Origin of the sequence: Streptomyces similanensis, assembly GCF_039543625.1 — a bacterium.
GTDB classification, from domain to species: Bacteria; Actinomycetota; Actinomycetes; order Streptomycetales; family Streptomycetaceae; genus Streptomyces; species Streptomyces similanensis.
In genome coordinates this window covers 15211-37218 of the sequence record NZ_BAABKC010000105.1, presented here as the reverse complement: position 1 = coordinate 37218, position 22008 = coordinate 15211, and the positions used below count along the sequence as shown (strand labels likewise).

Below are 22008 nucleotides of genomic sequence, written 5' to 3'. Positions count from 1 at the left end.
CACGGGGGAGCGGCGCACCGGCGCCCATCCACACGCGGAAGCACGGGAGATCGTGTTCGACTTTCTTTCAGGCTACGACCTGCTGGGAGCCTTCTGGGTGACCGTGCAGCTCACGCTGCTCTCGGCCGCCGGCTCCCTGGTCTGGGGCACTCTGCTGGCCGGCATGCGCGTCGGCCCGGTGCCCCTCATGCGCGGCTTCGGTACCGCCTACGTCAACATCGTGCGGAACATCCCGCTGACGGTGATCATCCTGTTCACCTCCCTGGGCCTGAACCAGACCCTCGGGGTCGGCCTGGGCAGTGAGAACTTCGACACCATCAACTTCCGGCTCGCCGTCCTCGGACTGATCGCCTACACCTCGGCGTTCGTCTGCGAGGCGATCCGTTCCGGCATCAACACGGTGCCGGTCGGCCAGGCGGAGGCGGCCCGCGCGCTCGGGCTGAGCTTCACGCAGGTGCTCACGCTGGTGGTGCTGCCGCAGGCGTTCCGCTCGGTCGTCGGCCCGCTCACCAACGTCCTGATCGCGCTCACCAAGAACACCACGGTGGCCGCCGCGATCGGCGTCGCGGAGGCGGCCCTGCTGATGAAGGAGATGATCGAGAACGAGGCCCAGCTGCTGCTGATCTCCGCCGTGTTCGCGTTCGGGTTCGTGTGCCTGACGCTGCCGACCGGCCTGATCCTCGGCTGGGTGGGCAAGAAGGTGGCGGTGAAGCGATGAGCGCCTCGGTGCTGTACGACGCGCAGGGCCCCCGGGCCAAGCGGCGCAACATCCTCTATTCGGTCGTGTTCGTGCTGGCCTTCGCGGCCCTGGCGTGGTGGGTCTACCGGGGTCTGGACGACAAGGGGCAGCTGGACTGGGCGAAGTGGAAGCCGCTCCTGGCCGGCTCCGAGTCCTGGACCACGTACATCCTGCCGGGTCTGAAGAACACGCTGATCGCGGCGGCCCTGTCGATGGTCATCGCGCTGCCGCTGGGCGCCTTCTTCGGCATCGCGCGGCTCTCCGACCACACCTGGGTGCGGGTCCCGGCCGCCGTGGTCGTGGAGTTCTTCCGCGCCATCCCGGTGCTGATCCTGATGATCTTCGGCAACGCCCTGTTCGCGCAGTACACGGACGTCGGTTCGGACGACCGGCCGCTGTACGCCGTCGTCACCGGCCTCGTCCTCTACAACGCCTCCGTCCTCGCGGAGATCGTGCGCGCGGGCATCCTGGCACTGCCCAAGGGCCAGACGGAGGCCGCCCAGGCCATCGGTCTGCGCAAGACCCAGGTCATGACGTCGATCCTGCTGCCGCAGGCGGTCACCGCGATGCTGCCGGCGATCGTCAGCCAGCTGGTGGTGATCGTGAAGGACACCGCGCTCGGCGGCGCGATCCTCACCTTCCCGGAGCTGCTGGCGTCCGTCTCCCCGATGAGTTCGTACTACGGCGCGAACACCATCGCCAGCTTCACCGTCGTGGCCGTGGTCTACGTCGTCCTGAACTTCTCCCTCACCAGCTTCGCCGGCTGGCTGGAGCGGCGGCTGCGGCGCGGCAAGAAGTCGACCGGGGCGGTGCTCGCGCCGGCGGCGGTGGCGGGCGCCGAGTCGGCGGGCACGGCCGCCTGACGCCCGGTCGGCCCACCGGCCGGCGTATGCGTGTGGCATAGGGGCAGTGGAGTGATCACCACTGCCCCTGTCGCTTGACGCGGGCAGCGGCAGTAGGTTGCATACGTTCTGTGATCGTGCACCCTGCTCCAACCATTTGTTCACGTCTGTCCGTCAGGACGCCGCCGCGGGCAGGGAGCGTCGCGCCGTGGACCCGGTGATCGTCGTCGGGGCGGGGCCCGTCGGGCTCACGCTCGCCCTGGCGCTGGCCCGCCAGGAGGTGCCGTCCGTCGTCCTCGACGAGACGCCGGGCCGGGAGACGCCGCGCGCCGCGCGCACCGTCGTGCTGCGCGAGGACACCGCCGCCCTGGTGGAACGGCTGGCCGGCATGCCGCTGGGCGCCGCGGGACTGCGCTGGGCCGGATGGCGGTCGCTGCGGCGCAAACAGGTGACGAACGAAGTGGCGTTCGGCGACGCCGGCCCCGCCCCGCTGCACATCGCCCAGCACGTGCTGACCGGCGCGCTGCGCGCCGCCGCCGGCCGCGAGCCGCTGGTCGAACTCGCCGCCGACAGCCGGCTCGACACGATAGAGCAGGAGCAGTCGGGCATCACCGCCCACACCCGGGGCTCCGACGGCACCTGGTGGCGCGGCAGCTACCTGGTCGGCTGCGACGGCCCGCGCTCGACCGTGCGCAAGCTCCAGGACATCCGCTTCCCCGGCCGCACGGCCGTCGAACGGCACGCGGTGGCCGCGCTGCGCACCGAACTCCCCCGGCCCGAGGAAGCGTTCCTCCACCGCACCCCGCCGTGGCGGACCTCCGGCCCGTTCGCCGGGGAGATCACCGCCCGGCCGCTGCCGGAGGGGGTGTGGCGGCTGGACTGGCTGCTGCCGCCCGGCAAGGACCTGGTCACTCCCGAACTCCTGCTCGCCCGCGTCCGGGAGACCCTCACCGGCTGGACCGGCGAGGACGCGCCGGCGTACGAACTCCTGGACACCGGCGTGCACACCGTCCACCACCGGCTGGCCCGCCGCTGGCGCGCCGGACGGGTGTTCCTGGCCGGGGACGCGGCCCATCTGCTGGGCGCGCTCGGCACCCAGGGGCTGGACGAGGGGCTGCGGGACGCCGACAACCTCGCCTGGAAACTGGCGTCGGTCTGGCACCACGGCCCGCACGAGGCCCTGCTGGACAGCTACCAGACCGAGCGGCGCGCCGTCGTCGCCGCCCGGCTGCGCGCCGCCGACCAGGTGCTGCCGGTGCTGCGCGGCGGCGGACTGCGGTCGTACGTCCCCGGGGCGACACGCCAGCACGACGCGCTCCTCATGGACGGCCACCTCGGGCACGGAGCGCTCGGCGCGCCGGGGTCGTACGCCGGCTCGCCGCTGGCGCCCGAGACCCCCGAGGCCGTGGACGCCGAGACGTCCGTGGACACGCCGGTCGGCGAGGCGGTCGCCGATGTGGTGGTGACCGCGGAGGACGGCACGTTCGTACCGCTGCGGGACCGGCTGGGCCGCGGTGCGCTGCTGGTGGTGCTGGTGGCGCCGGGCACGGTGGTGTGGGAACGCCGGCACTGGATGGGCGCCGGGATCATGCCCCGGCTGGCGGCGGCGGTCACCGCCCTGCCGCACCCCGCCGAACTGCTGGTCGCCGAGAGCTACCCGGGCGCCGCCCCGCACACCGTGCTCCTGATCCGGCCCGACGGCCACCTGGTCACCGCCCTGAGCGGCGTCCGCCCGGCCGCCCTGTACGCGGCGGCCGAGGCCACCCTCGGCGGCGGCACGGCGGCGGCCGCCCGCGCGGAGGAGCACGCCGAGGCGGGGGCGCGCTGAGGGGCGCTCGGGCGGGGATTCGGAGGGTGCCCGGACGCTGGGGCGGGGTGCGGTCGCGGTGCGGTGGGGCGGCGGTGTGCGCCTCCGGCCGTACGTTCCGTCACCGTCCGGTCCGCATGGTGACGGTCGGTTGACCGTTTCGCGGGGTCATGGTGTACTCCCGAACGTGACCGACACCGATGTGCGCCTGTGGCGGAGGGTCCATATGGACCTCGTCCGCTATGCGGGCTGCGTGTGTCGCACCTCCTGCTGAACTCGCGTCTTCCTTCCCCCTTTTCGCGCGCGCACCGTTTCCGTGCCGCCGCGCGCCTCCGCGAACGTTCCTCAGGACGGTGTACGTGTCTGCCTCCTCCGCCGTGTCCGCTTCCGCGTCCCTCTCCCCGCCCGCTGCCTCGGCTCCGGACATCTCCCCGGGCGTCCCCGCCGCCTCGGCGCCCACCGAGGCGGAGCTCCTGGAGTTCGTCCGGCGCTCGGCCGCCGACGCCGAGCTGATCGCCTCCCTGCCGCTCGACCCGGAGGGCCGCACCTGGGTGCGCCTGTCCGGCCCCAAGGGCAGCGAGGCATGGCTGATCGGCTGGCCGCCCGGCTCGGGAACCGGCTGGCACGACCACGCCGACTCGATCGGCGCCTTCCTCACCGCCGCCGGCGAACTGACCGAGAACTCGCTCGCCGCCCGGCTGCCCACCGACGGCTGGAAGACCCTCGAACTCACCGACGACGTGGACCGTAGGCGACGGCTGCCGGCCGGCCGGGGCCGCGCCTTCGGCCGCCACCATGTCCACGAGGTGCTCAACGAGTCCACCGACCGGCACGCGATCTCCGTGCACGCCTACTACCCGCCCCTGCCGCAGATCCGCCGCTACAGCCGCGCCGGACAGACGCTGCGCCTGGAGCAGGTCGAGCGCCCGGAGGACTGGCAGTGAGCGAACGTCGACCGCCGGTCGGGATCGACGACCTGCTGGAACGGGTCCGCCGGGGCTACGAGCGCGTCGCACCCGACGAGGCCTTCGCCGCCGCCCAGGCCGGCGAGGCCCTGCTCGTGGACATCCGGTACGCCGCGCTGCGCGAGCGCGACGGCCTCATCCCCGGCGCCCTCGTCGTCGAACGCAACGAACTGGAGTGGCGCCTCGACCCCTGGGGCAGCCACCGCCTCCCGCAGGCCACCGGTCACGACCTGCGCGTCGTCGTGATCTGCAACGAGGGCTACGCGTCGAGCCTGGCCGCCGCCTCCCTGCACCAGCTGGGCCTGCACCGGGCCACCGACCTGATCGGCGGCTTCCAGGCCTGGCGCACGGCCGGCCTCCCGGTGACGCCGTAGCTCCCTGTCCACGTCCCGTCCGGGGCCCGGACCCGCTCCGGGCTCCGGCTCCGGCTCCGGCTCCGGCTCCGGCTCAACAATCCTGCCCTGATGGCCCTGTCCCGATGGCCCTGTCTCCACGGCCCCGTTCCCACGGTCCCGTCCCCACGGCCCCATCTCAGAACTCCCCGTCATCGAGGAACTCCGTGTCCTCGCCCTCCTCCTCCAGCGCCTGTCTGACCACCCGCAGGGCCAGACCCTGGGAGTAGCCCTTGCGGGCGAGCATGCCGGCCAGGCGGCGTATCCGCTTGTCGCGGTCCAGGCCGCGGGTGGAGCGCAGCTTGCGGTCGACCAGTTCGCGCGCCGTGGCCTCTTCCCGGTCGGCGTCGAGCCGGCCGACGGCCTCGTCGATCAGCGTGGCGTCGACGCCCTTGGTCCGCAGTTCCCGGGCGAGCGCGCGCCGGGCCAGGCCGCGCCCGTGGTGCCGGGATTCCACCCAGGCGTCCGCGAACGCGCCGTCGTCGATCAGCCCGACCTCCTCGAACCTGGACAGCACCTCCTGCGCCACCTCGTCCGGGATCTCCCGCTTGCGCAGGGCGTCGGCGAGCTGTTTGCGGGTGCGCGGAGTCCCGGTGAGCAGACGCAGGCAGATCGCGCGCGCCCGCTCCACCGGGTCCCCCGGAGACTCCCCCCGCTCGGCCCTCGGCAAGGAGGAATCGTCTCCGTCCGCCGCGGGCGCCTCGCCGAAGTCGCGTCGGCGACGCCCCCGCCCGCCGTACGGCCCGCCGTCACGCGAGCCGCCCCGGCGTGCCCCTCGCGCCCGTGGGCCGGCCGCACCACGCGCCACGCCGTCGCCCGGGCCGGAGCCGTCGCCCGGCTCGTCGTCCTCGAATCCGCCGTACCGGCCGTGTCCGTCGGCCGGGTCGCCGTCGGCGAAGCCGGTCTCCGCCCCGTGCGCACCGTCACCGTCCGGCCCGTACGCGGCATCGCCCCGGTACGCGCCCGCGCCGCCCGCCCCGGCACCGGGGCGGTTCCCGGTGCCCCTCCCCCGTGGGGCACCGGAAGCGGCGTGTCCGTACTCGTGCCCGGCCTCGTACTCGGCCCAGTCGGTTCGCCGTGTCACGGGTCAGCTCTTGGCTGCGGCGGCCTTGGGCTTGGTCGCCTTGGCGGTCGCCGGGGCGGGCACCGTCTTGGCCGCGTCGCCCGCGGCGGCGGAGACCGCGGCGTCCGCGGCGGGCTCGGCGGCCGGCTCCTCCGGTCGCACGCCGACGCCCAGCTTCTCCTTGATCTTCCTCTCGATCTCGTTGGCCAGGTCGGGGTTGTCCTTCAGGAAGTTGCGCGCGTTCTCCTTGCCCTGGCCGAGCTGGTCGCCCTCGTACGTGTACCAGGCGCCGGCCTTGCGCACGAAGCCGTGCTCCACGCCCATGTCGATCAGGCCGCCCTCACGGCTGATGCCCTGGCCGTAGAGGATGTCGAACTCGGCCTGCTTGAAGGGCGGCGCGACCTTGTTCTTGACGACCTTGCAGCGGGTGCGGTTGCCGACCGCCTCGGTGCCGTCCTTCAGGGTCTCGATGCGGCGGATGTCGATGCGCACGGACGCGTAGAACTTCAGCGCCCGGCCACCGGTCGTGGTCTCCGGCGAACCGAACATCACACCGATCTTCTCGCGCAGCTGGTTGATGAAGATCGCCGTGGTCTTGGACTGGTTGAGCGCGCTGGTGATCTTGCGCAGCGCCTGGCTCATCAGACGGGCCTGCAGACCCACGTGCGAGTCGCCCATCTCGCCCTCGATCTCCGCGCGCGGGACGAGCGCGGCGACCGAGTCGATGACGATGAGGTCGAGCGCGCCGGAGCGGACCAGCATGTCAACGATCTCCAGCGCCTGCTCGCCGTTGTCCGGCTGGGACAGGATCAGGTTGTCGATGTCGACGCCGAGCTTGCGCGCGTACTCGGGGTCGAGGGCGTGCTCCGCGTCCACGAAGGCGACCTGGCCGCCGGCCTTCTGCGCGTTCGCCACGGCGTGCAGGGTCAGGGTCGTCTTGCCGGAGGACTCCGGTCCGTAGATCTCCACGACACGGCCGCGCGGCAGGCCGCCGACGCCGAGGGCCACGTCGAGCGCGGTCGACCCGGTCGGGATGATCTCGATGGGCTCCCTCGACCGCTCGCCCATGCGCATGACCGCGCCCTTGCCGAATTGTCGTTCAATCTGTGCGAGCGCGGCGTCGAGCGCCTTCTCGCGGTCGGTTCCTGCCATGGGTTCCACCCGATTTGCTTGAGTCGATCGCTTCACGTCAAAAACGCTAACGCCTGCCACTGACAATGCGCCTCGACGCCTGTCCGGCCTGTGGATAACTATGGGACGAATCACCCTGGAACCGGGCGAATCACCCTTCGTTCAGCCTCGCCGGAGTCCCCATCAGAATGGATGTTCGATTTTCGTGTCAAGCGAGACCCCGGGCAGCACGACCGCCGCCCGGCGGCCCCGTCCGCTACCCGGCGGCCCCGTCCTCGGCCGCGGTCGTCCGCGCACCCGGCGCACCCTGCGCACCCGCCGTACCGGTCCCCGCATCCACCGCCGTCCCGGTCCCCGGGTCCGTCGGGGACGCGGTCCCGGCCGCAGGCGGCTGTGCCCACAGCCGCCGCGCACGCGCGAGCAGCCCCGGGGACGCGGGCCGCGGGCGGTGGCCCTGGACGCGGGGGTCGTCGGTGACGTCGTACCGCTTCACATAGGCGCCCAGGAAGGCCTGCAGGGTCGCGACCGCCGGAATGGCGATCAGCGCGCCCACCGCGCCGAGCAGCGCCGTGCCCGCGATGACCGAGCCGAAGGCGACCGCGGGATGGATGTCGACGGTCTTGGAGGTCAGCTTGGGTTGCAGCACGTAGTTCTCGAACTGCTGGTAGATCACGACGAACACCAGTACCCACACCGCGTACCAGGGGTTGACGGTGAAGGCGATCAGCATCGGCAGGGCGCCCGCGAGATAGGTGCCGATGGTGGGGATGAACTGGGACACCAGCCCCACCCAGACGCCGAGCACGGGCGCGTACGGCACGCCGAGCGCCTGGAGCAGGACGTAGTGGGCGACTCCCGAGACGAGGGCCATCAGGCCGCGTGAGTAGAGGTAGCCGCCGGTCTTGTCGACGGCGATCTCCCACGCGCGCAGCACCTCCGCCTGGCGGGCGGGCGGCAGCACGGAGCACAGCGCGCGGCGCAGCCGTGGGCCGTCGGCGGCGAAGTAGAACGAGAAGAGGGTGACCGTCAGCAGCTGGAACAGGCCGCCGAGCACCTGGGTGGACACGTCCAGGACGCCCGCGGCGCTGTTCTGCGCGTACTTGCGCAGCCAGTCGGAGTGGAGCAGGCCCTCCTGGATGTCGACGCGCCGCAGATGGGTGTGGAACGTGGCGTTGACCCAGTTGATGACGGAGTCGAGGTAGTCCGGGAAGCCCTCGATCATCTTGATGATCTGACCGGCCAGCATCGAGCCGAGCAGGGTGACGAAGCCCGCGGTCGCGATCATCAGTCCGAGGAAGACCAGGAAGGTCGCGAATCCCCGGCGCATGCCGCGCGAGGCCATGCGGCTCACCGCGGGCTCGATGGCCAGGGCCAGGAAGAACGCGATGAGGATGTTGATCAGCAGGCCGGTGACCTGGTGGAACGCCCAGCTGCCGAACTGGAAGGCGGCGATGAGCGCGAGCGCGAGCACCATGGCCCGCGGCAGCCAGCGCGGCATGCGCGCGCCAGGTCCGGCGGCGGTTGCGGCCGGCGGGCCGGCGGGCGGCGTCGAAGCGGTGGGGGGTGCTTGCCGGGCCGTCAGCCCGGACTCGTCAGTGCGTGCCACGGTGCAAGTCTCGCCCACGCCGACGGCAATCGGGTACGCGCGAGCGTCGTGCCCCGTCAGCGCCGCTCCCCCGGGACGTCCATGACCTGGCAGACCACGCGCCACACGTCCTTGGCCGCCCAGCCGTCCGCCAGCGCCTCGTCCACCGTGTGTCCGTCCAGCTCCGACATCACGTGGTCGCGCGCGAAGGTCTCGGCGTATCCCGCGCCGAAGTGCTCCGCCATCCGTTCCCAGAAGACCGTCAACCGCATGACCCCAGTATCCCGCCCCTGCGGGTGACCCCGAGCCGGGACCGCCTGCCGGGAGCGCCCCGCGCCCTACGGTCTGACCATGGCCGAAACCGCAGCAGCACCCTCCGCCCCGCCGCCGGCGGCATCGTCCCCGCTGTCGCGTGCCGAACGCTTCGTGTGGCTCACCGCGCGCGTGCTGGAGCAGCGGCTGTTCGCCCACCAGTTCCTGGGCGGCGGCGCGGACCCGGCGGAGACCGCGCTGGACGCCTACCGCAACGAGGACGGCGGATACGGCCACGCGCTGGAGCCCGATCTGCGCGGCCCCGTCAGCCAGCCGCTGCACACGGCGCACGCGCTGCGCGTCCTGGACCTGATCGGGCGCTGCGACGGGGCGCGGACGGAGCGCGTGTGCCGCTATCTGACCTCCGTCTCCACCGCGGACGGCGCGCTTCCGGCGGTCCATCCCGGCCAGCGCGGCTATCCGGCGGCCCCCTTCGTGCCGGTGGTGGACGACCCGCCGAGCGATCTGCTCGCCACCGGGCCGGTGGTGGGCCTGTTGCACCGCAACGCGGTGTGGCACGCCTGGCTGTTCCGGGCGACGGACTTCTGCTGGCAGCGGATCGAGTCCCTGGAGACCTCCCACCCCTACGAGGTGGAGGCCGCCGTCGCCTTCCTGGACTCTGCGCCCAACCGCCCGCGCGCGCGGGCGGCGGCCGAACGGCTCGGCCGTCTGGTGCGCGACCGGCGGCTCGCGGTGCTCGACCCCGCCCGTGCGGAGTCCTGGCCCCTGGCTCCCGGCTACGCCCCGGGCGAGCACCACTTCCCGTACGACTTCGCGCGGACGCCCGGCTCCCTCGCGCGCGCCTGGTTCACGGACGAGGAGATCGCCCGCTGTCTCGACCACCTCGCCGGCCGGCAGCAGGAGGACGGCGGCTGGCCGGTGACCTGGCGCCAGTGGGCCGCCGTGCCCACGCTGGAGGCACGCCCCATGGTGACGATCGAGGCGCTGCGCACCCTCAGGGCGTACGGCCGCGCCATCGGCTGAGGACACGCCCGGCGGCGGCTGCTACCCAAGGACCGGCGGCGGCCGCAACCCAGGAACCGGCGGCGGCCCGCCTCTCAGCCGCCCAGGGCCCGCACCCCCGCCGTGACCAGGACGGCCGCCGCGACGACGACCAGGAACGGCGCCCGCAGTACCAGGGCCACGGTGGCGGCGCCGAGCCCGGCCGCCCGGGCGTTCAGGACGAGCGTGTGCCCGTCCCCGAACGTCTGCTGGGCGGTGAGGGCGGCGAGCAGCGCGACGGGCAGCAGCGCGGCGAGCCTGCGCACCAGGGGGCGTTCCAGGACGCCCGCCGGGACGAGCAGTCCGGCGAGCTTGACGGCGTAGCAGCCGACGGCGGTCACGGCGACCGCGATCCAGACGTTCACCGGTCGTCTCCTCGCACGTCTCGTACGTCCTGCGGGTCCGGTACGTCTCGTACGTCATCCCGCGCGACGGAGGCGCGGCGGCCGGTCAGGTACAGCACGGCCGGCGCGGCGAGCGCCGCCGCCAGGACCGGCACCCCGGCCGGCAGCACGGGCAGCAGTCCGAGCCCGAGGAGGACGGCGAGCGCGGCGACGGCCCGCTCGGTGGCGGTCTTGAGCATGGGGGCGAGCAGAGCCAGGAAGACGGCCGGCCCGGCGGCGTCCAGGCCCCAGGCGTCGGTGTCGCCGAGGGCCTTGGCGCCCAGCGCGCCGAGGAACGTGGTGAGGTTCCACAGCACGTAGAGGCTGGCCCCGGTGACGGTGAAGCCGAGGCGGGCGGCGCGCCGGGTGGGCTGGGCGAGGGTCACGGCCGTGGTCTCGTCGATGACCCACTGGGCGGCGAACGGCCGCATGACGCGCGGGAGGGCCAGCAGCTGCGACAGACGCAGCCCGTAGAAGGCGTTGCGCACGCCCAGGAAGAAGGCCCCCGCGGCGGCCGTGAACGGGTTGCCGCCCGCCGCGAGCGCTCCCACCAGCGCGAACTGGGACGCCCCGGTGAAGACCAGGAGGCTGAGCGCACAGGTCTGGAGCAGGGTGAGCCCACTGCCCGCCGAGGTCACCCCGAAGGCGAACCCGGACAGTCCTACGGCGATGCCGACGCCGAGGGCGTCGCGGACGACGGCGGCGTCCGGTTTCGCGCCGTCCCTCCCGCCGTCGGTTCCGCCTCGGCCGTCGGGTCGTATGTCTGCGAGAGTCGTGTCTTCTGCCACGTCCCGGACGGTAGGAGAAGCCGCGCTCGCGCGTCTTGTACGTTCTTGCGCTCGCGCTGGTAGGCGCCCGGGGGCACGCCCACGATGCGGGAGAAGTGGCGGCTCAGATGGGACTGGTCGGTGAAGCCGACGGCCGCGGCGACCTCCGCCGGGGCGGAACCGGCGTCCAGGAGCCGTCTGGCCCGGCGCACCCGGACGTCGGTCAGCCAGCTGTGCGGGGGCATCCCGTAGGCGTTCCGGAAGGCGCGCAGCAGGGCGAACGGGCTGACGCCGAGATCGGCGGCCAGCCGCTCCAGGGTCGGCGGCTCGGCCAGGCGTTCCTCCAGGACGACCCGCGCGCGTGCGGCGATCCGCGTGCCGGCCGTGCGCACCTCGCGCCGCGGCAGCGGTCCGCCGTTCAGCCGCAGCAGCCGTGTCACCGCGAGCCGCAGCAGCGTGTCGGCGGCCAGCGCGTTGCCCTCGTCCACGGCCCTGAGCACCTGGTGGACCAGGGCGGCGGCCCGGGGGTCGTCGAGCACCGGGTTCACGAACCCGGGCGCCCCGCGGATCGAGGTGGTCTCCGCCGCGATCTCGGCCACCAGCGCGGGCGCCGGGTACACGGCCCCGTACCGCCACCCCTCGGGGACGCCGGCCCGGCCCGTGTGCGGGGTGTCCGGGTTGACCAGCGCGAGCGTTCCCGGTCCCGCGGTCACGTCGCCGCCGCCGTGGTGGAACACCTCGACGCCCTCGGCGATCGCCGCGATCACGAAGTGCTCGTGGGTGTGGCGCACGAACTCCTTGCGGACGTACCTGGCGCGCAGCAGGTCCACACCGGGCAGTTCCTCGTACTGCCAGTGCCGTGCCCTCTCCTCCTCGCCGGACGCCGCCATGGCCCCATTGTCCGCTGCCGTGCGCGGCGGGGCGCGCCACCCGGTCGGCGGGGGTGAAAGCGCAGGTCAGGTCGGATTGTCAGTGGTCGGGTGCAGGATGGAACGCATGGCAGGCGATCCGCACCCCGCCCTCGGCGGCTTCTCCCCCGCGACCCGCGGCTGGTTCACGGGGGCCTTCTCCGCGCCCACCGCGGCCCAGGCGGGGGCGTGGCGGGCGATCGGCGAGGGCTCGGACGTGCTGGTGGTCGCCCCGACCGGTTCGGGCAAGACGCTGGCCGCCTTCCTCGCGGCCCTCGACCAGCTCGCCTCCACGCCTCCCCCGGCCGACCCGAAGAAGCGCTGCCGGGTGCTGTACGTCTCGCCGCTCAAGGCCCTCGCCGTCGACGTGGAGCGCAATCTGCGCAGCCCGCTCACCGGCATCCGCCAGGAATCGGTCCGCCTCGGGCTGCCCGAGCCGGAGGTGAAGGTCGGCATCCGCTCGGGCGACACCCCGGCCGCCGAGCGGCGCGCGCTGTCCACGCGCCCGCCCGACATCCTGATCACCACCCCCGAGTCGCTGTTCCTGATGCTGACGTCCGCCGCGCGCGACGCGCTGACCGGCATCGAGACGGTGATCCTGGACGAGGTCCACGCGGTCGCGGGCACCAAGCGCGGCGCGCACCTGGCGCTGTCCCTGGAGCGCCTGGACGAGCTGCTGCCCAGGCCGGCCCGCCGCATCGGCCTGTCCGCGACCGTCCGCCCGGTGGACGAGATCGCCCGCTATCTCTCGCCGCGCCGCAAGGTGGAGATCGTCCAGCCGGAGTCCGGCAAGGAGTTCGACCTGTCGGTCGTCGTCCCGGTGGAGGACCTGGGCGAGCTGGGCGGCTCCCCGGCGGCCGACGGCGGCGACAACGCGGAACGGCCCTCGATCTGGCCGCACGTCGAGGAGCGGATCACCGACCTCGTCCAGGCGCACCGCTCCACCATCGTGTTCGCCAACTCGCGCCGTCTGGCCGAGCGCCTGTGCAACCGGCTCAACGAGATCGCCTACGAGCGGGCCACCGGCGAGCCCCTGGACGAGCACCACTCCCCGGCCGAGCTGATGGGCGGCTCGGGCGCGGCGCACGGCGCGCCCGCCGTCATCGCACGCGCGCACCACGGCTCGGTCTCCAAGGAGCAGCGCGCCCTGGTCGAGGAGGACCTGAAGGCGGGCCGCCTCCCGGCGGTGGTGGCCACCTCCAGTCTGGAGCTGGGCATCGACATGGGCGCCGTCGATCTCGTCGTCCAGGTGGAGTCGCCGCCGTCCGTGGCCTCCGGCCTGCAACGGGTGGGCCGCGCCGGGCACCAGGTCGGCGCGGTCTCCACCGGCGTCGTCTTCCCGAAGTACCGCGGCGACCTGGTGCAGGCGGCGGTGGTCACCGAGCGGATGCGCACCGGCGCCATCGAGTCGCTGAGGGTGCCCGCCAACCCCCTGGACGTCCTGGCCCAGCAGCTCGTCGCGATGACGGCGCTGGACACCTGGCAGGTCGACGACCTGCTCGCCATGGTCCGCCGGGCGGCGCCGTTCGCGTCGCTGCCCGAGTCGGCGTTCACGGCCGTGCTCGACATGCTCGCCGGGCGCTATCCGTCCGACGCGTTCGCCGAGCTGCGCCCGCGCGTGGTGTGGGACCGCGTGGCGGGCACGGTGACGGGGCGGCCCGGCGCGCAGCGCCTCGCCGTCACCTCCGGCGGCACGATCCCCGACCGCGGCCTGTTCGGCGTCTTCCTCGCCGGTTCCGACCCGAAGAAGGGCGGCGGCCGGGTCGGCGAGCTGGACGAGGAGATGGTCTACGAGTCCCGGGTCGGCGACGTCTTCACGCTGGGCACCAGCTCCTGGCGCATCGAGGACATCACCCGCGACCGGGTCCTGGTCTCGCCCGCCCCCGGCGTGCCGGGAAGGCTGCCGTTCTGGAAGGGCGACCAGCTGGGCCGCCCGCTGGAACTGGGCCGCGCGGTGGGCGCGTTCCTGCGCGAGGTCGGCTCCCTGTCCCAGGAGGACGCCCGGCTGCGGTTGCTGACGGCGGGCCTGGACGCGTGGGCCGCCGACAACGTCCTGTCCTACCTGGCCGAGCAGCGCGAGGCCTGCGGCCATGTGCCCGACGACCGGACGATCGTCGTGGAGCGGTTCCGCGACGAGCTGGGCGACTGGCGGGTGGTCGTCCACTCGCCCTTCGGCGCCCAGGTGCACGCCCCGTGGGCGCTGGCGCTCGGCGCCCGGCTGTCCGAGCGGTACGGCATGGACGCGCAGGTCATGCACGCCGACGACGGCATCGTGCTGCGGCTGCCGGACGCCGACCTGATGGGCCTTGACCTCCTCGACCAGGAGCCGGCGCGGGCCGGCACGGCGTACGACGCGGAGCAGGCGCCCGTCGGGGCGGCGGACGTCGCCTTCGACAAGGGCGAGGTCGACCAGGTCGTCACCGATCAGGTCGGCGGCTCGGCCCTGTTCGCCGCCCGCTTCCGCGAGTGCGCCGCCCGCGCCCTGCTGCTGCCCCGCCGCAACCCCGGCAAGCGCACCCCGCTGTGGCAGCAGCGCCAGCGCGCGGCCCAGCTGCTCCAGGTGGCCAGTGAGTTCGGCTCGTTCCCGATCGTGCTGGAGGCGATCCGCGAATGCCTCCAGGACGTCTTCGACGTGCCCGGGCTGGTCGAGCTGATGGGCGACATCGAGTCCCGCAGGGTCCGCCTGGTCGAGGTGACCACCCCGGAGCCGTCTCCCTTCGCGCGCTCCCTGCTGTTCGGCTACGTCGCCCAGTTCCTGTACGAGGGCGACTCCCCGCTCGCCGAACGCCGCGCCGCCGCGCTCTCCCTGGACTCCCGGCTGCTGGCCGAACTGCTGGGCCAGGCGGAGCTGCGCGAACTGCTGGACGCGGAGGTGCTGGCCGAACTGGAGCAGGAGCTCCAGTGGCTCACCGAGGACCGCCGGATCAAGGACGTCGAGGGCGTCGCGGACGTCCTGCGGGTGCTGGGCCCGCTCACCGACGCGGAGCTGGCCGCGCGGGGCGCGGAGCCCGGCTGGGCACCGGAGCTGGCCGGGGCGCGCCGGGCCATCCGGGTCCGGATCGCCGGTACCGACCACTGGGCGGCGATCGAGGACGCGGGCCGGCTGCGCGACGCGCTCGGCACGGCGCTGCCGGTCGGCGTCCCAGAGGCGTTCACCGAACCGGTGAAGGACCCGCTGGGCGATCTCCTCGCCCGCCACGCCCGTACGCACGGCCCGTTCACCTCGGCCACGGCCGCGACCCGCTTCGGTCTGGGCGTCGCGGTCACCGACGGAGCGCTGCACCGGCTCGCCGGGGCGGGCCGGGTCGTCCAGGGCGAGTTCCATCCGGCGGGCATCGGCCAGGAGTGGTGCGACGCGGCGGTCCTGCGTCGGCTGCGACGGCGGTCGCTGGCCGCGCTGCGGCACGAACTGGAGCCGGTGCCGCCGGCCGCGCTGGCGCAGTTCCTGCCGCAGTGGCAGCACATCGGCAGGGGGCACGGTCTGCGGGGCGTGGACGGACTGGTGCGCGCCGTCGAGCAGTTGCAGGGCGCGTCGGTGCCCGCCTCCGCGCTGGAGAAGCTGGTCCTGCCCTCCCGCGTGGCGCACTACACGCCGTCGATGCTCGACGAACTCACCGCGGCCGGCGAGGTGGTGTGGGCGGGGGCGGGGGCACTGCCCGGCAAGGACGGCTGGGTCTCCCTCTACCTCGCCGACACGGCCCCCCTGCTGCTGCCGCCGCCGCACCCGCTGGAGCTGACGGCACTGCACCAGTCGGTGCTGGACGCCCTGTCGGGCGGGTACGGCCTGTTCTTCCGGCAGATCGCCGACCAGGTCCGCGCGACCACCCACCCGGAGGCTACGGACCCGCAACTGGCGGACGCGATCTGGGACCTGGCCTGGTCGGGGCGGCTCACCAACGACACGCTGGCCCCGATGCGCGCCCTGCTGGGCTCGGGCCGCACCGCCGGCGCGACGGCGCACCGCGCCAAGCGCGCCGTGCCGCGCGGGCGTTACGGCTCGCTGACCGCGGCCGCCCGCACCGCCTCCCGTACCGGCCCGCCGACCGTCGGGGGCCGCTGGTCCCTGCTGCCCGGCCGCGACATGGACACCACCGTGCGCGCCCACGCCCTGGCCCGCTCCCTCCTGGACCGGCACGGCGTGGTGACGCGGGGAGCCGTGGCGGCCGAGGGCGTGGAAGGCGGCTTCTCGGCGGTGTACCGGGTGCTGTCCGTCTTCGAGGAGAGCGGCCAGGCCCGGCGCGGCTACGTGGTGGAGGGACTGGGCGCGGCCCAGTTCGCGATGGACGGCGCGGTCGACCGCCTGCGCGCGGTGGCCAACGCCCGTGAGCGCGGCGAGGGCCTGTCCGGCACGGAGTTCGGGCGTGGCGGCTCGCCCGACGGCTTCGGCGCGCTGCCCGCCACCTCACCGCCCACCGGGTTCGACTCGTCCGTCGCACTCGATGGGAACGAAGACTTCGAAGCGTCCAACGACTTCGGGCCCTCCGGCAGATCCGCACCCGCCCGCGGAGCCGACGGCTTCGGGCTGCCGGACGGATTCGGGGCGGGCGCGGACCTCGGCGGCGACGTCGACTGGCTCGACACCGACCGGACCGCGCCGGGCGGCCGCGGCGCGCCCCGGAACTTCGGCGCCCCCGGCTACGACACCCCCGGTTACGGCGGTCCGAGAGGCCGCGGGCCGGCGCCTGCGCACGCCTCCGGCCCCGGGGGCCGACGGGGACGCGGCGGCGGCGACTCCCGCGCGGTCGTCCTCGCCGCCGCCGACCCGGCGAACGCCTACGGAGCGGCCCTGCCCTGGCCCGAGCCGCCGACCGACGCCGGGCACAAACCGGGCCGCAAGGCGGGCTCCCTGGTGGTGCTCGTGGACGGCGAGCTGACGCTCTACATGGAGCGCGGCGGGAAGACGCTGCTGGCCTGGGCCGCCGATCCGGACGGCGCGGCCCCCGACGACCCGCGCCTGAGAGCCGCCGCCGAGGCCCTGGCCGAAGCCGCCCGCGCGGGCTCCCTGGGCACGGTCACCGTCGAGCGCGTCAACGGCGCCCCGGCGCTGACCTCGCCCATCGGCACCCTGCTGGAAGGAGCCGGCTTCGTCGCCACCCCGCGCGGACTGCGCCTGCGCGCGTGAGCGGACGGGACCGAAGGAGACGCGCACCTGCTCGACAGCGCGGCCGACGCGGCGGTGGGCCGGCGCGTGTCACCCTTGAGCCATGCCCGAAGGTGACACGGTCTGGCAGGCCGCGCGGCGGCTGCACGAGGCGCTGGCCGGCAAGGTGCTGACCCGCAGCGACTTCCGGGTGCCCCAGTACGCGACGGTCGACCTGTCCGGCCGTACCGTGCTGAACACCGTCTCCCGCGGCAAACACCTGCTCACCCGTGTCGAGGGCGGCCTGACCCTGCACACGCACCTGCGGATGGAGGGCGCCTGGAAGGTGTACGGCGACGGCGAGCGCTGGAAGGGCGGCCCCGCCCACCAGATCCGCATCGTCCTGGCCACCGCCGGACGCGCGGCCGTCGGCTACCGCCTCCCCGTGCTGGAGCTGATGCGCACCAGCGACGAGGAGCGCACCGTCAGCCACCTCGGCCCCGACCTCCTCGGCCCCGACTGGGATCCCGAGCTGGCCCTGGCCAATCTCCTCGCCGACCCCGCCCGGCAGCTCGGCGAGGCCCTGCTCGACCAGCGCAATCTGGCCGGCGTCGGCAACGTCTACAAGAGCGAGATCTGCTTCCTCCTCGGGGTGACCCCGTGGCTCCCGGCCGGCGCCCTGCCCGCCGACCGCGCCGCCAAGCTGCCCGTCCTCGCCAAGAAGCTGCTGGAGGCCAACCGGGAGCGGGTGGTGCGCCGCACCACCGGCCTGCGCGGCCAGGACCTGTTCGTCTACGGCCGCGCGCCGCGTCCCTGCCTGCGCTGCGGCACCTCGGTCCGGGTGGCCGACCAGGGCGACGGCAGCCAGGAACGCCCCACCTACTGGTGCCCCAACTGCCAGGCGGGTCCCACGCCGCCGCCGGGCTCGCCGCAGAGGTGGCGGGACCGCTACCGCCGCACGGGCGGCTGACGCCGACCGGGCCCCGCGGCCGCCCCCTCCGCCGCCCCGTCGGCGACCGCCCCGTCCGCCGCTCCCCCGGCCTCGCCCGCCTCACCGACGACCGCCCCGTCCGCCACCCAGCCGGCCTCCCCCGCGACCGTCGTGGCGCCGCCGGCCCTCCCCGCGCCCTTGGGCACACAGTGCACGGGCAGCAGGCTCAGCCCCCAGCCGCCCGCCGTGATCGCCCCCTCCAGCACTCCCGCGTCGCCGGAGAGCATCAGCCGCAGCACCGCCCACCACCACACCGCGCCGAGCGCCAGGGCGGTGCCCCGGCGCACCGCCGGCCCAGCCGTCGCACGCACGCACCCACCTCCAGCCCGACGCTAGAACGCCGTCCCCGCAGACAGCAGGGCGCACCGGGGTGCACGGGGGGCGCTCGGCTCACTCATCGGCGCCGGTCGACCGCACCGCGGCCCGGCCTCCACCATCACCGCACCGCACCCCACCGGCAAACGCGACGGACGACCCCCGCACCACACCAGAACCCCGGCCCCCGCACCGGCGCACACGAAACCCCCGGCCGCCACGCCCCGCCCCCGCACGCACGAAGACCCCGGCCGGCCCCGGTGTTTCCCCGGAGGGCCCCGGCCGGGGCCTCCTGCACGTATGCGTCAGTGCACGCGAGCGTCAGAGCTCCCGTGCACGTGTGCGTCAGTACACGCGCGCGTGACAGGTCACGCCGCGACCACGTCCACCGCCTCCGCGGGCGCCTTGATGGTCACCCGTTCCGGTGGCACACCGGTCACCGACACGGAACCCAGCATCGGGCGAACCGGCGTGGGCACGCTCTCGGTGGCCGCAGCGGACTGGGCCAGCTCGGCGAGGGCGAGCTCGTCGCTCACTTCCCGCATGAGCTCGGACATCCGTACGTCCAGCGCGTCGCAGATCGCGGAGAGCAGCTCGGAGGAAGCCTCCTTCTGCCCCCGCTCCACCTCGGAGAGATAGCCGAGCGAGACTCGGGCGGACGAGGAGACTTCGCGCAGAGTACGGCCCTGGCGTTGGCGCTGCCGACGCAGCACGTCACCCAGCAGGCGACGGAGCAGAATCATCGGTGGCTCCCTCCTCGGACCGCGTAGCCGCATCCTTCACGCCCCACCGTACCGCCTCGCGCTGCGGCCGTGCGGGGAGCGATGTCGTGTTCACTCAGGGCTGCAAACATCAAAACCCCCCGTTCCGTTCCGTATCCTGTGCCCGCTCATTCCCGGTGTGTTCGCCCGCGATCCGCTCCAGAAGCAGTGCGAGTACGCTCCGTACACTCTCCATACGAATTTCCGTCCGGCCGCCGTTCAACCGCAGCGCGGCTGTTTTCCCGTCGCGCGAGGCGTCGGAACCGGCCTGCGGGGGCCCGGTCACGGCCACGAACACCGTCCCGACGGGCTGTCCGTCCTGGGGGTCGGGGCCCGCCACTCCCGTGGTCGCGATGCCCCAGTCGGCGCCGAGCGCCGTCCGCACTCCGGCCGCCATCTGGGCCGCGACCTGCGCATCCACCGCACCGCGCTGGGCCAGCAGAGTGGCGTCCACGCCGAGCAGCCGGTGCTTGAGCTCCGTGGCGTAGGCGGTGACGGATCCCCGGAAGACCCGGGAGGCGCCGGGCACCGAGGTGATCTCTGCCGCCACCAGTCCACCGGTCAGCGACTCGGCGACGGCGACCGTCTCGCCCCTCACCGTGAGTAGTCGCACCACTTCCGCGGCCGGCGAACTCACCCTCGCGTCTCCTCCAACGCCGCGCGGCGCTCGGCGATTCCCCGCCGCCGCAGCACGATGGCCTGCCGTACGTAGTCGAGGCCCGTCACCACGGTCAGCACGACGGCCGCGCCCATCACCCAGAACCTCAGGGTGGCCAGCCAGCCCGTCAGCGCCAGCACGTACATCCCGACGGCGACGCCCTGGGTGAGCGTCTTGAGCTTGCCGCCGCGGCTGGCCGGGATGACGCCGTAGCGGATGACCAGGAAACGCAGCAGGGTGATCCCGAGTTCCCGGCCGAGGATCACGCCGGTCACCCACCAGGGCAGATCGCCGAGGCTGGACAGACAGATCAGCGCCGCGCCCATGATCGCCTTGTCGGCGATCGGGTCGGCGATCTTCCCGAAGTCGGTGACGAGGTCGTAGGTCCGGGCCAGATGGCCGTCGAACAGGTCGGTGATCATGGCGACGGCGAAGGCGGCCCAGGCGAACGAGCGCCAGGCCGGGTCGTATCCGCCGTCGGCCAGCATCAGCGCGACGAAGCCGGGCACGAGGAGCAGCCGCAGCATGGTCAGCAGGTTGGCGACGTTCCAGACGCTGGCCTGGTTCACGGCGGCGGCCGTGATCTTCTCGCCGAGCGGGGCCCGGCCGCCGTCCTGCTCGGGCGCGCCGGAGCCGGCCGGGCGGGGGGCGGGACCGGAGGCGCCGCGGTCACCGGAACCGAGACGGGCGGCGCCGAGGGCCCCGGAGGATCCCAGGGCGCCGGCTGCCCCGTGCGCGTCGGCGCGGCCGGCGGCCGCCCCCTGCGCGCCGGAGGGACCGCCCGCCGCGGATGCCGGGACTCCGGTCATCTGCCCGTCTCCTCACTCCACGCGAACGCGCCCGTCAGCGGCTCGGCCACTAGGTCGACACCTTCCGTACCGACCACCTTCGCCTCGACGATACGGCCCACGGCCAGTCCCTCGGCGTCGGTGAGCCGCACCTGGCCGTCCGTCTCCGGGGCCTGGTGCTCGCCCCGGCCGAAGACGCCCTCCTCTGCGTCCACGGACTCCACGAGCACCCGCACCGTCTCGCCCAGGCGCTCCTCGGCGCGCTGCGAGACGAGTTCCTCGGCCAGCCGCGAGATGTGCGCCAGCCGCTCGTCGACGACGTCCTGGTCCAGCTTGTTCTCGTACGTCGCGGCCTCGGTGCCCTCCTCGTCGGAGTAGCCGAAGACGCCGATGGCGTCGAGCCGGGCGCCGGTCAGGAAGCGCTCCAGCTCGGCGAGGTCGGCCTCGGACTCGCCGGGGAAGCCGACGATGAAGTTGGAGCGCACGCCGGCCTGGGGCGCCTTGCTCCGGATGGTGTCGAGCAGCTCCAGGAAGCGGTCGGTGTCGCCGAAGCGGCGCATGGCGCGCAGCACGCCGGGCGCGGAGTGCTGGAAGGAGAGGTCGAAGTAGGGGGCGACCTTCGGGGTGGAGGTCAGCACGTCGATGAGGCCGGGGCGCATCTCGGCCGGCTGGAGGTAGCTGACCCGCACCCGCTCGATGCCGTCGACCTCGGCCAGCTCGGGCAGCAGGGACTCCAGCAGGCGGATGTCGCCGAGGTCCTTGCCGTAGGAGGTGTTGTTCTCGGAGACGAGCATGACCTCCTTGACGCCCTGCTCGGCCAGCCAGCGGGTCTCGTTCAGCACGTCGCTGGGGCGGCGGGAGATGAAGGAGCCGCGGAAGGACGGGATGGCGCAGAACGAGCAGCGCCGGTCGCAGCCGGAGGCGAGCTTGACGGAGGCGACCGGGGCGCCGTCCAGGCGGCGGCGCAGCGGGGCGCGCGGTCCGGAGGCGGGGGCGACGCCTTCGGGCAGGTCGGCGGGGCCGTGTCCGGGCAGGGCGACGGCGGTGCCCGCCTCCTGGCGCTCGGCCGGGCTGATCGGCAGCAGCTTGCGGCGGTCGCGCGGGGTGTGCGCGGCGTGGATGCCGCCGCTCAGGATGGTCTGGAGGCGGTCGGAGATGTCGGCGTAGTCGTCGAAGCCGAGCACGCCGTCGGCCTCGGGCAGGGCCTCGGCCAGCTCCTTGCCGTAGCGCTCGGCCATGCAGCCCACGGCGACGACGGCCTGCGTTCTGCCGTGGTCCTTGAGGTCGTTGGCCTCCAGGAGGGCGTCGACGGAGTCCTTCTTGGCGGCTTCCACGAAGCCACAGGTGTTGACCACGGCGACGTCCGCTTCCGCGGCGTCCTCCACGAGCTGCCAGCCGTCCGCCTCCAAACGGCCTGCGAGCTCCTCCGAGTCCACCTCGTTACGGGCGCAGCCGAGAGTGACGAGTGCGACGGTACGGCGTTCAGGCATGGGCTCAAGACTACTTCGTCTCCGCGACG

21 protein-coding genes are annotated in these 22008 nt (G+C 73.9%); 9 read left to right on the top strand and 12 right to left on the bottom strand.

Going from position 1 to position 22008, the window contains the following annotated elements:
- The first annotated feature begins 52 nt into the window (after nt 1–52).
- From ABEB07_RS30320 to ABEB07_RS30300, 6 genes are all read left to right on the top strand, one after another.
- On the top strand, nt 53–718 hold the full coding sequence (locus tag ABEB07_RS30320; RefSeq protein WP_164581701.1) for an amino acid ABC transporter permease: 666 nt from the start codon (nt 53–55) through the stop codon (nt 716–718).
- Nucleotides 715–1602 carry an amino acid ABC transporter permease gene (locus ABEB07_RS30315; RefSeq protein ID WP_345671257.1) on the top strand — a complete coding sequence of 296 codons (888 nt, stop codon included), beginning with the start codon at nt 715–717 and terminating at the stop codon, nt 1600–1602. The genes ABEB07_RS30320 and ABEB07_RS30315 overlap by 4 nt, the downstream gene beginning before the upstream one ends.
- Nucleotides 1603–1789: 187 nt before the next feature.
- Nucleotides 1790–3409, top strand: a complete 1620-nt coding sequence (locus tag ABEB07_RS30310; RefSeq protein ID WP_345671255.1) for an FAD-dependent monooxygenase — start codon at nt 1790–1792, stop codon at nt 3407–3409.
- A gap of 58 nt (nt 3410–3467) precedes the next feature.
- On the top strand, nt 3468–3662 hold the full coding sequence (locus tag ABEB07_RS39305; RefSeq protein ID WP_425589100.1) for a putative leader peptide: 195 nt from the start codon (nt 3468–3470) through the stop codon (nt 3660–3662).
- 103 nt (nt 3663–3765) lie between these two features.
- A complete protein-coding gene (locus tag ABEB07_RS30305) occupies nt 3766–4332 on the top strand; it encodes a cupin domain-containing protein (RefSeq protein WP_425589102.1) in 567 nt (188 codons plus the stop codon).
- On the top strand, nt 4329–4727 hold the full coding sequence (locus tag ABEB07_RS30300; protein WP_345671254.1) for a rhodanese-like domain-containing protein: 399 nt from the start codon (nt 4329–4331) through the stop codon (nt 4725–4727). The genes ABEB07_RS30305 and ABEB07_RS30300 overlap by 4 nt, the downstream gene beginning before the upstream one ends.
- Nucleotides 4728–4884: 157 nt before the next feature.
- Here ABEB07_RS30300 and recX read toward each other — a convergent pair whose 3' ends face one another.
- The 4 genes from recX to ABEB07_RS30280 form a co-directional block, all read right to left on the bottom strand.
- Nucleotides 4885–5829: a recombination regulator RecX gene (gene recX, locus ABEB07_RS30295; RefSeq protein ID WP_345671253.1), complete on the bottom strand. Its 945-nt coding sequence runs from the start codon at nt 5827–5829 to the stop codon at nt 4885–4887.
- A 3-nt stretch (nt 5830–5832) separates the two neighbouring features.
- Entirely contained in the window at nt 5833–6960 is a 1128-nt protein-coding gene (gene recA / locus ABEB07_RS30290) for a recombinase RecA (protein ID WP_164588192.1), read from the bottom strand.
- A gap of 235 nt (nt 6961–7195) precedes the next feature.
- Nucleotides 7196–8545: an AI-2E family transporter gene (locus tag ABEB07_RS30285; protein ID WP_345671252.1), complete on the bottom strand. Its 1350-nt coding sequence runs from the start codon at nt 8543–8545 to the stop codon at nt 7196–7198.
- Between the two features lie 56 nt (nt 8546–8601).
- The gene (locus ABEB07_RS30280) at nt 8602–8796 is read right to left on the bottom strand and encodes a DUF3046 domain-containing protein (RefSeq protein ID WP_345671250.1); all 195 of its coding nucleotides are present in this window, start codon (nt 8794–8796) and stop codon (nt 8602–8604) included.
- Nucleotides 8797–8875: 79 nt separating this feature from the next.
- Between ABEB07_RS30280 and ABEB07_RS30275 the strand changes: the two genes are divergently transcribed.
- A complete protein-coding gene (locus ABEB07_RS30275; protein ID WP_345671249.1) occupies nt 8876–9820 on the top strand; it encodes a hypothetical protein in 945 nt (314 codons plus the stop codon).
- Nucleotides 9821–9894: 74 nt separating this feature from the next.
- Here the strand turns inward: ABEB07_RS30275 and ABEB07_RS30270 are convergent, their stop codons facing one another.
- The 3 genes from ABEB07_RS30270 to ABEB07_RS30260 are packed head-to-tail and all read right to left on the bottom strand — an operon-like array spanning nt 9895 to nt 11878.
- Nucleotides 9895–10203 carry an AzlD domain-containing protein gene (locus ABEB07_RS30270; RefSeq protein WP_345671248.1) on the bottom strand — a complete coding sequence of 103 codons (309 nt, stop codon included), beginning with the start codon at nt 10201–10203 and terminating at the stop codon, nt 9895–9897.
- Nucleotides 10200–10982: an AzlC family ABC transporter permease gene (locus ABEB07_RS30265; protein ID WP_345671263.1), complete on the bottom strand. Its 783-nt coding sequence runs from the start codon at nt 10980–10982 to the stop codon at nt 10200–10202. Before ABEB07_RS30265 ends, ABEB07_RS30270 begins: the two co-directional genes overlap by 4 nt.
- On the bottom strand, nt 10883–11878 hold the full coding sequence (locus ABEB07_RS30260; RefSeq protein ID WP_345671246.1) for an AraC family transcriptional regulator: 996 nt from the start codon (nt 11876–11878) through the stop codon (nt 10883–10885). Before ABEB07_RS30260 ends, ABEB07_RS30265 begins: the two co-directional genes overlap by 100 nt.
- A 106-nt stretch (nt 11879–11984) precedes the next feature.
- Between ABEB07_RS30260 and ABEB07_RS30255 the strand changes: the two genes are divergently transcribed.
- The gene (locus ABEB07_RS30255) at nt 11985–17018 is read left to right on the top strand and encodes an ATP-dependent helicase (RefSeq protein WP_345671245.1); all 5034 of its coding nucleotides are present in this window, start codon (nt 11985–11987) and stop codon (nt 17016–17018) included.
- 82 nt (nt 17019–17100) lie between these two features.
- Entirely contained in the window at nt 17101–17946 is an 846-nt protein-coding gene (locus tag ABEB07_RS30250; RefSeq protein WP_176150773.1) for an Fpg/Nei family DNA glycosylase, read from the top strand.
- Here the strand turns inward: ABEB07_RS30250 and ABEB07_RS30245 are convergent.
- The 5 genes from ABEB07_RS30245 to rimO form a co-directional block, all read right to left on the bottom strand.
- Nucleotides 17925–18278, bottom strand: a complete 354-nt coding sequence (locus ABEB07_RS30245; RefSeq protein WP_425589099.1) for a hypothetical protein — start codon at nt 18276–18278, stop codon at nt 17925–17927. The two genes, ABEB07_RS30250 and ABEB07_RS30245, sit on opposite strands and share 22 nt — an antisense overlap.
- Before the next feature lie 372 nt (nt 18279–18650).
- Nucleotides 18651–19025, bottom strand: a complete 375-nt coding sequence (locus ABEB07_RS30240; protein WP_019981938.1) for a helix-turn-helix domain-containing protein — start codon at nt 19023–19025, stop codon at nt 18651–18653.
- 109 nt (nt 19026–19134) lie between these two features.
- Complete coding sequence (locus tag ABEB07_RS30235; RefSeq protein ID WP_345671244.1) at nt 19135–19680, bottom strand: CinA family protein; 546 nt, start codon at nt 19678–19680, stop codon at nt 19135–19137.
- The gene (gene pgsA, locus ABEB07_RS30230; RefSeq protein ID WP_345671243.1) at nt 19677–20510 is read right to left on the bottom strand and encodes a CDP-diacylglycerol--glycerol-3-phosphate 3-phosphatidyltransferase; all 834 of its coding nucleotides are present in this window, start codon (nt 20508–20510) and stop codon (nt 19677–19679) included. The genes ABEB07_RS30235 and pgsA overlap by 4 nt, the downstream gene beginning before the upstream one ends.
- Nucleotides 20507–21979, bottom strand: a complete 1473-nt coding sequence (rimO, locus tag ABEB07_RS30225; protein ID WP_176150770.1) for a 30S ribosomal protein S12 methylthiotransferase RimO — start codon at nt 21977–21979, stop codon at nt 20507–20509. Before rimO ends, pgsA begins: the two co-directional genes overlap by 4 nt.
- Nucleotides 21980–22008 lie beyond the last annotated feature (29 nt).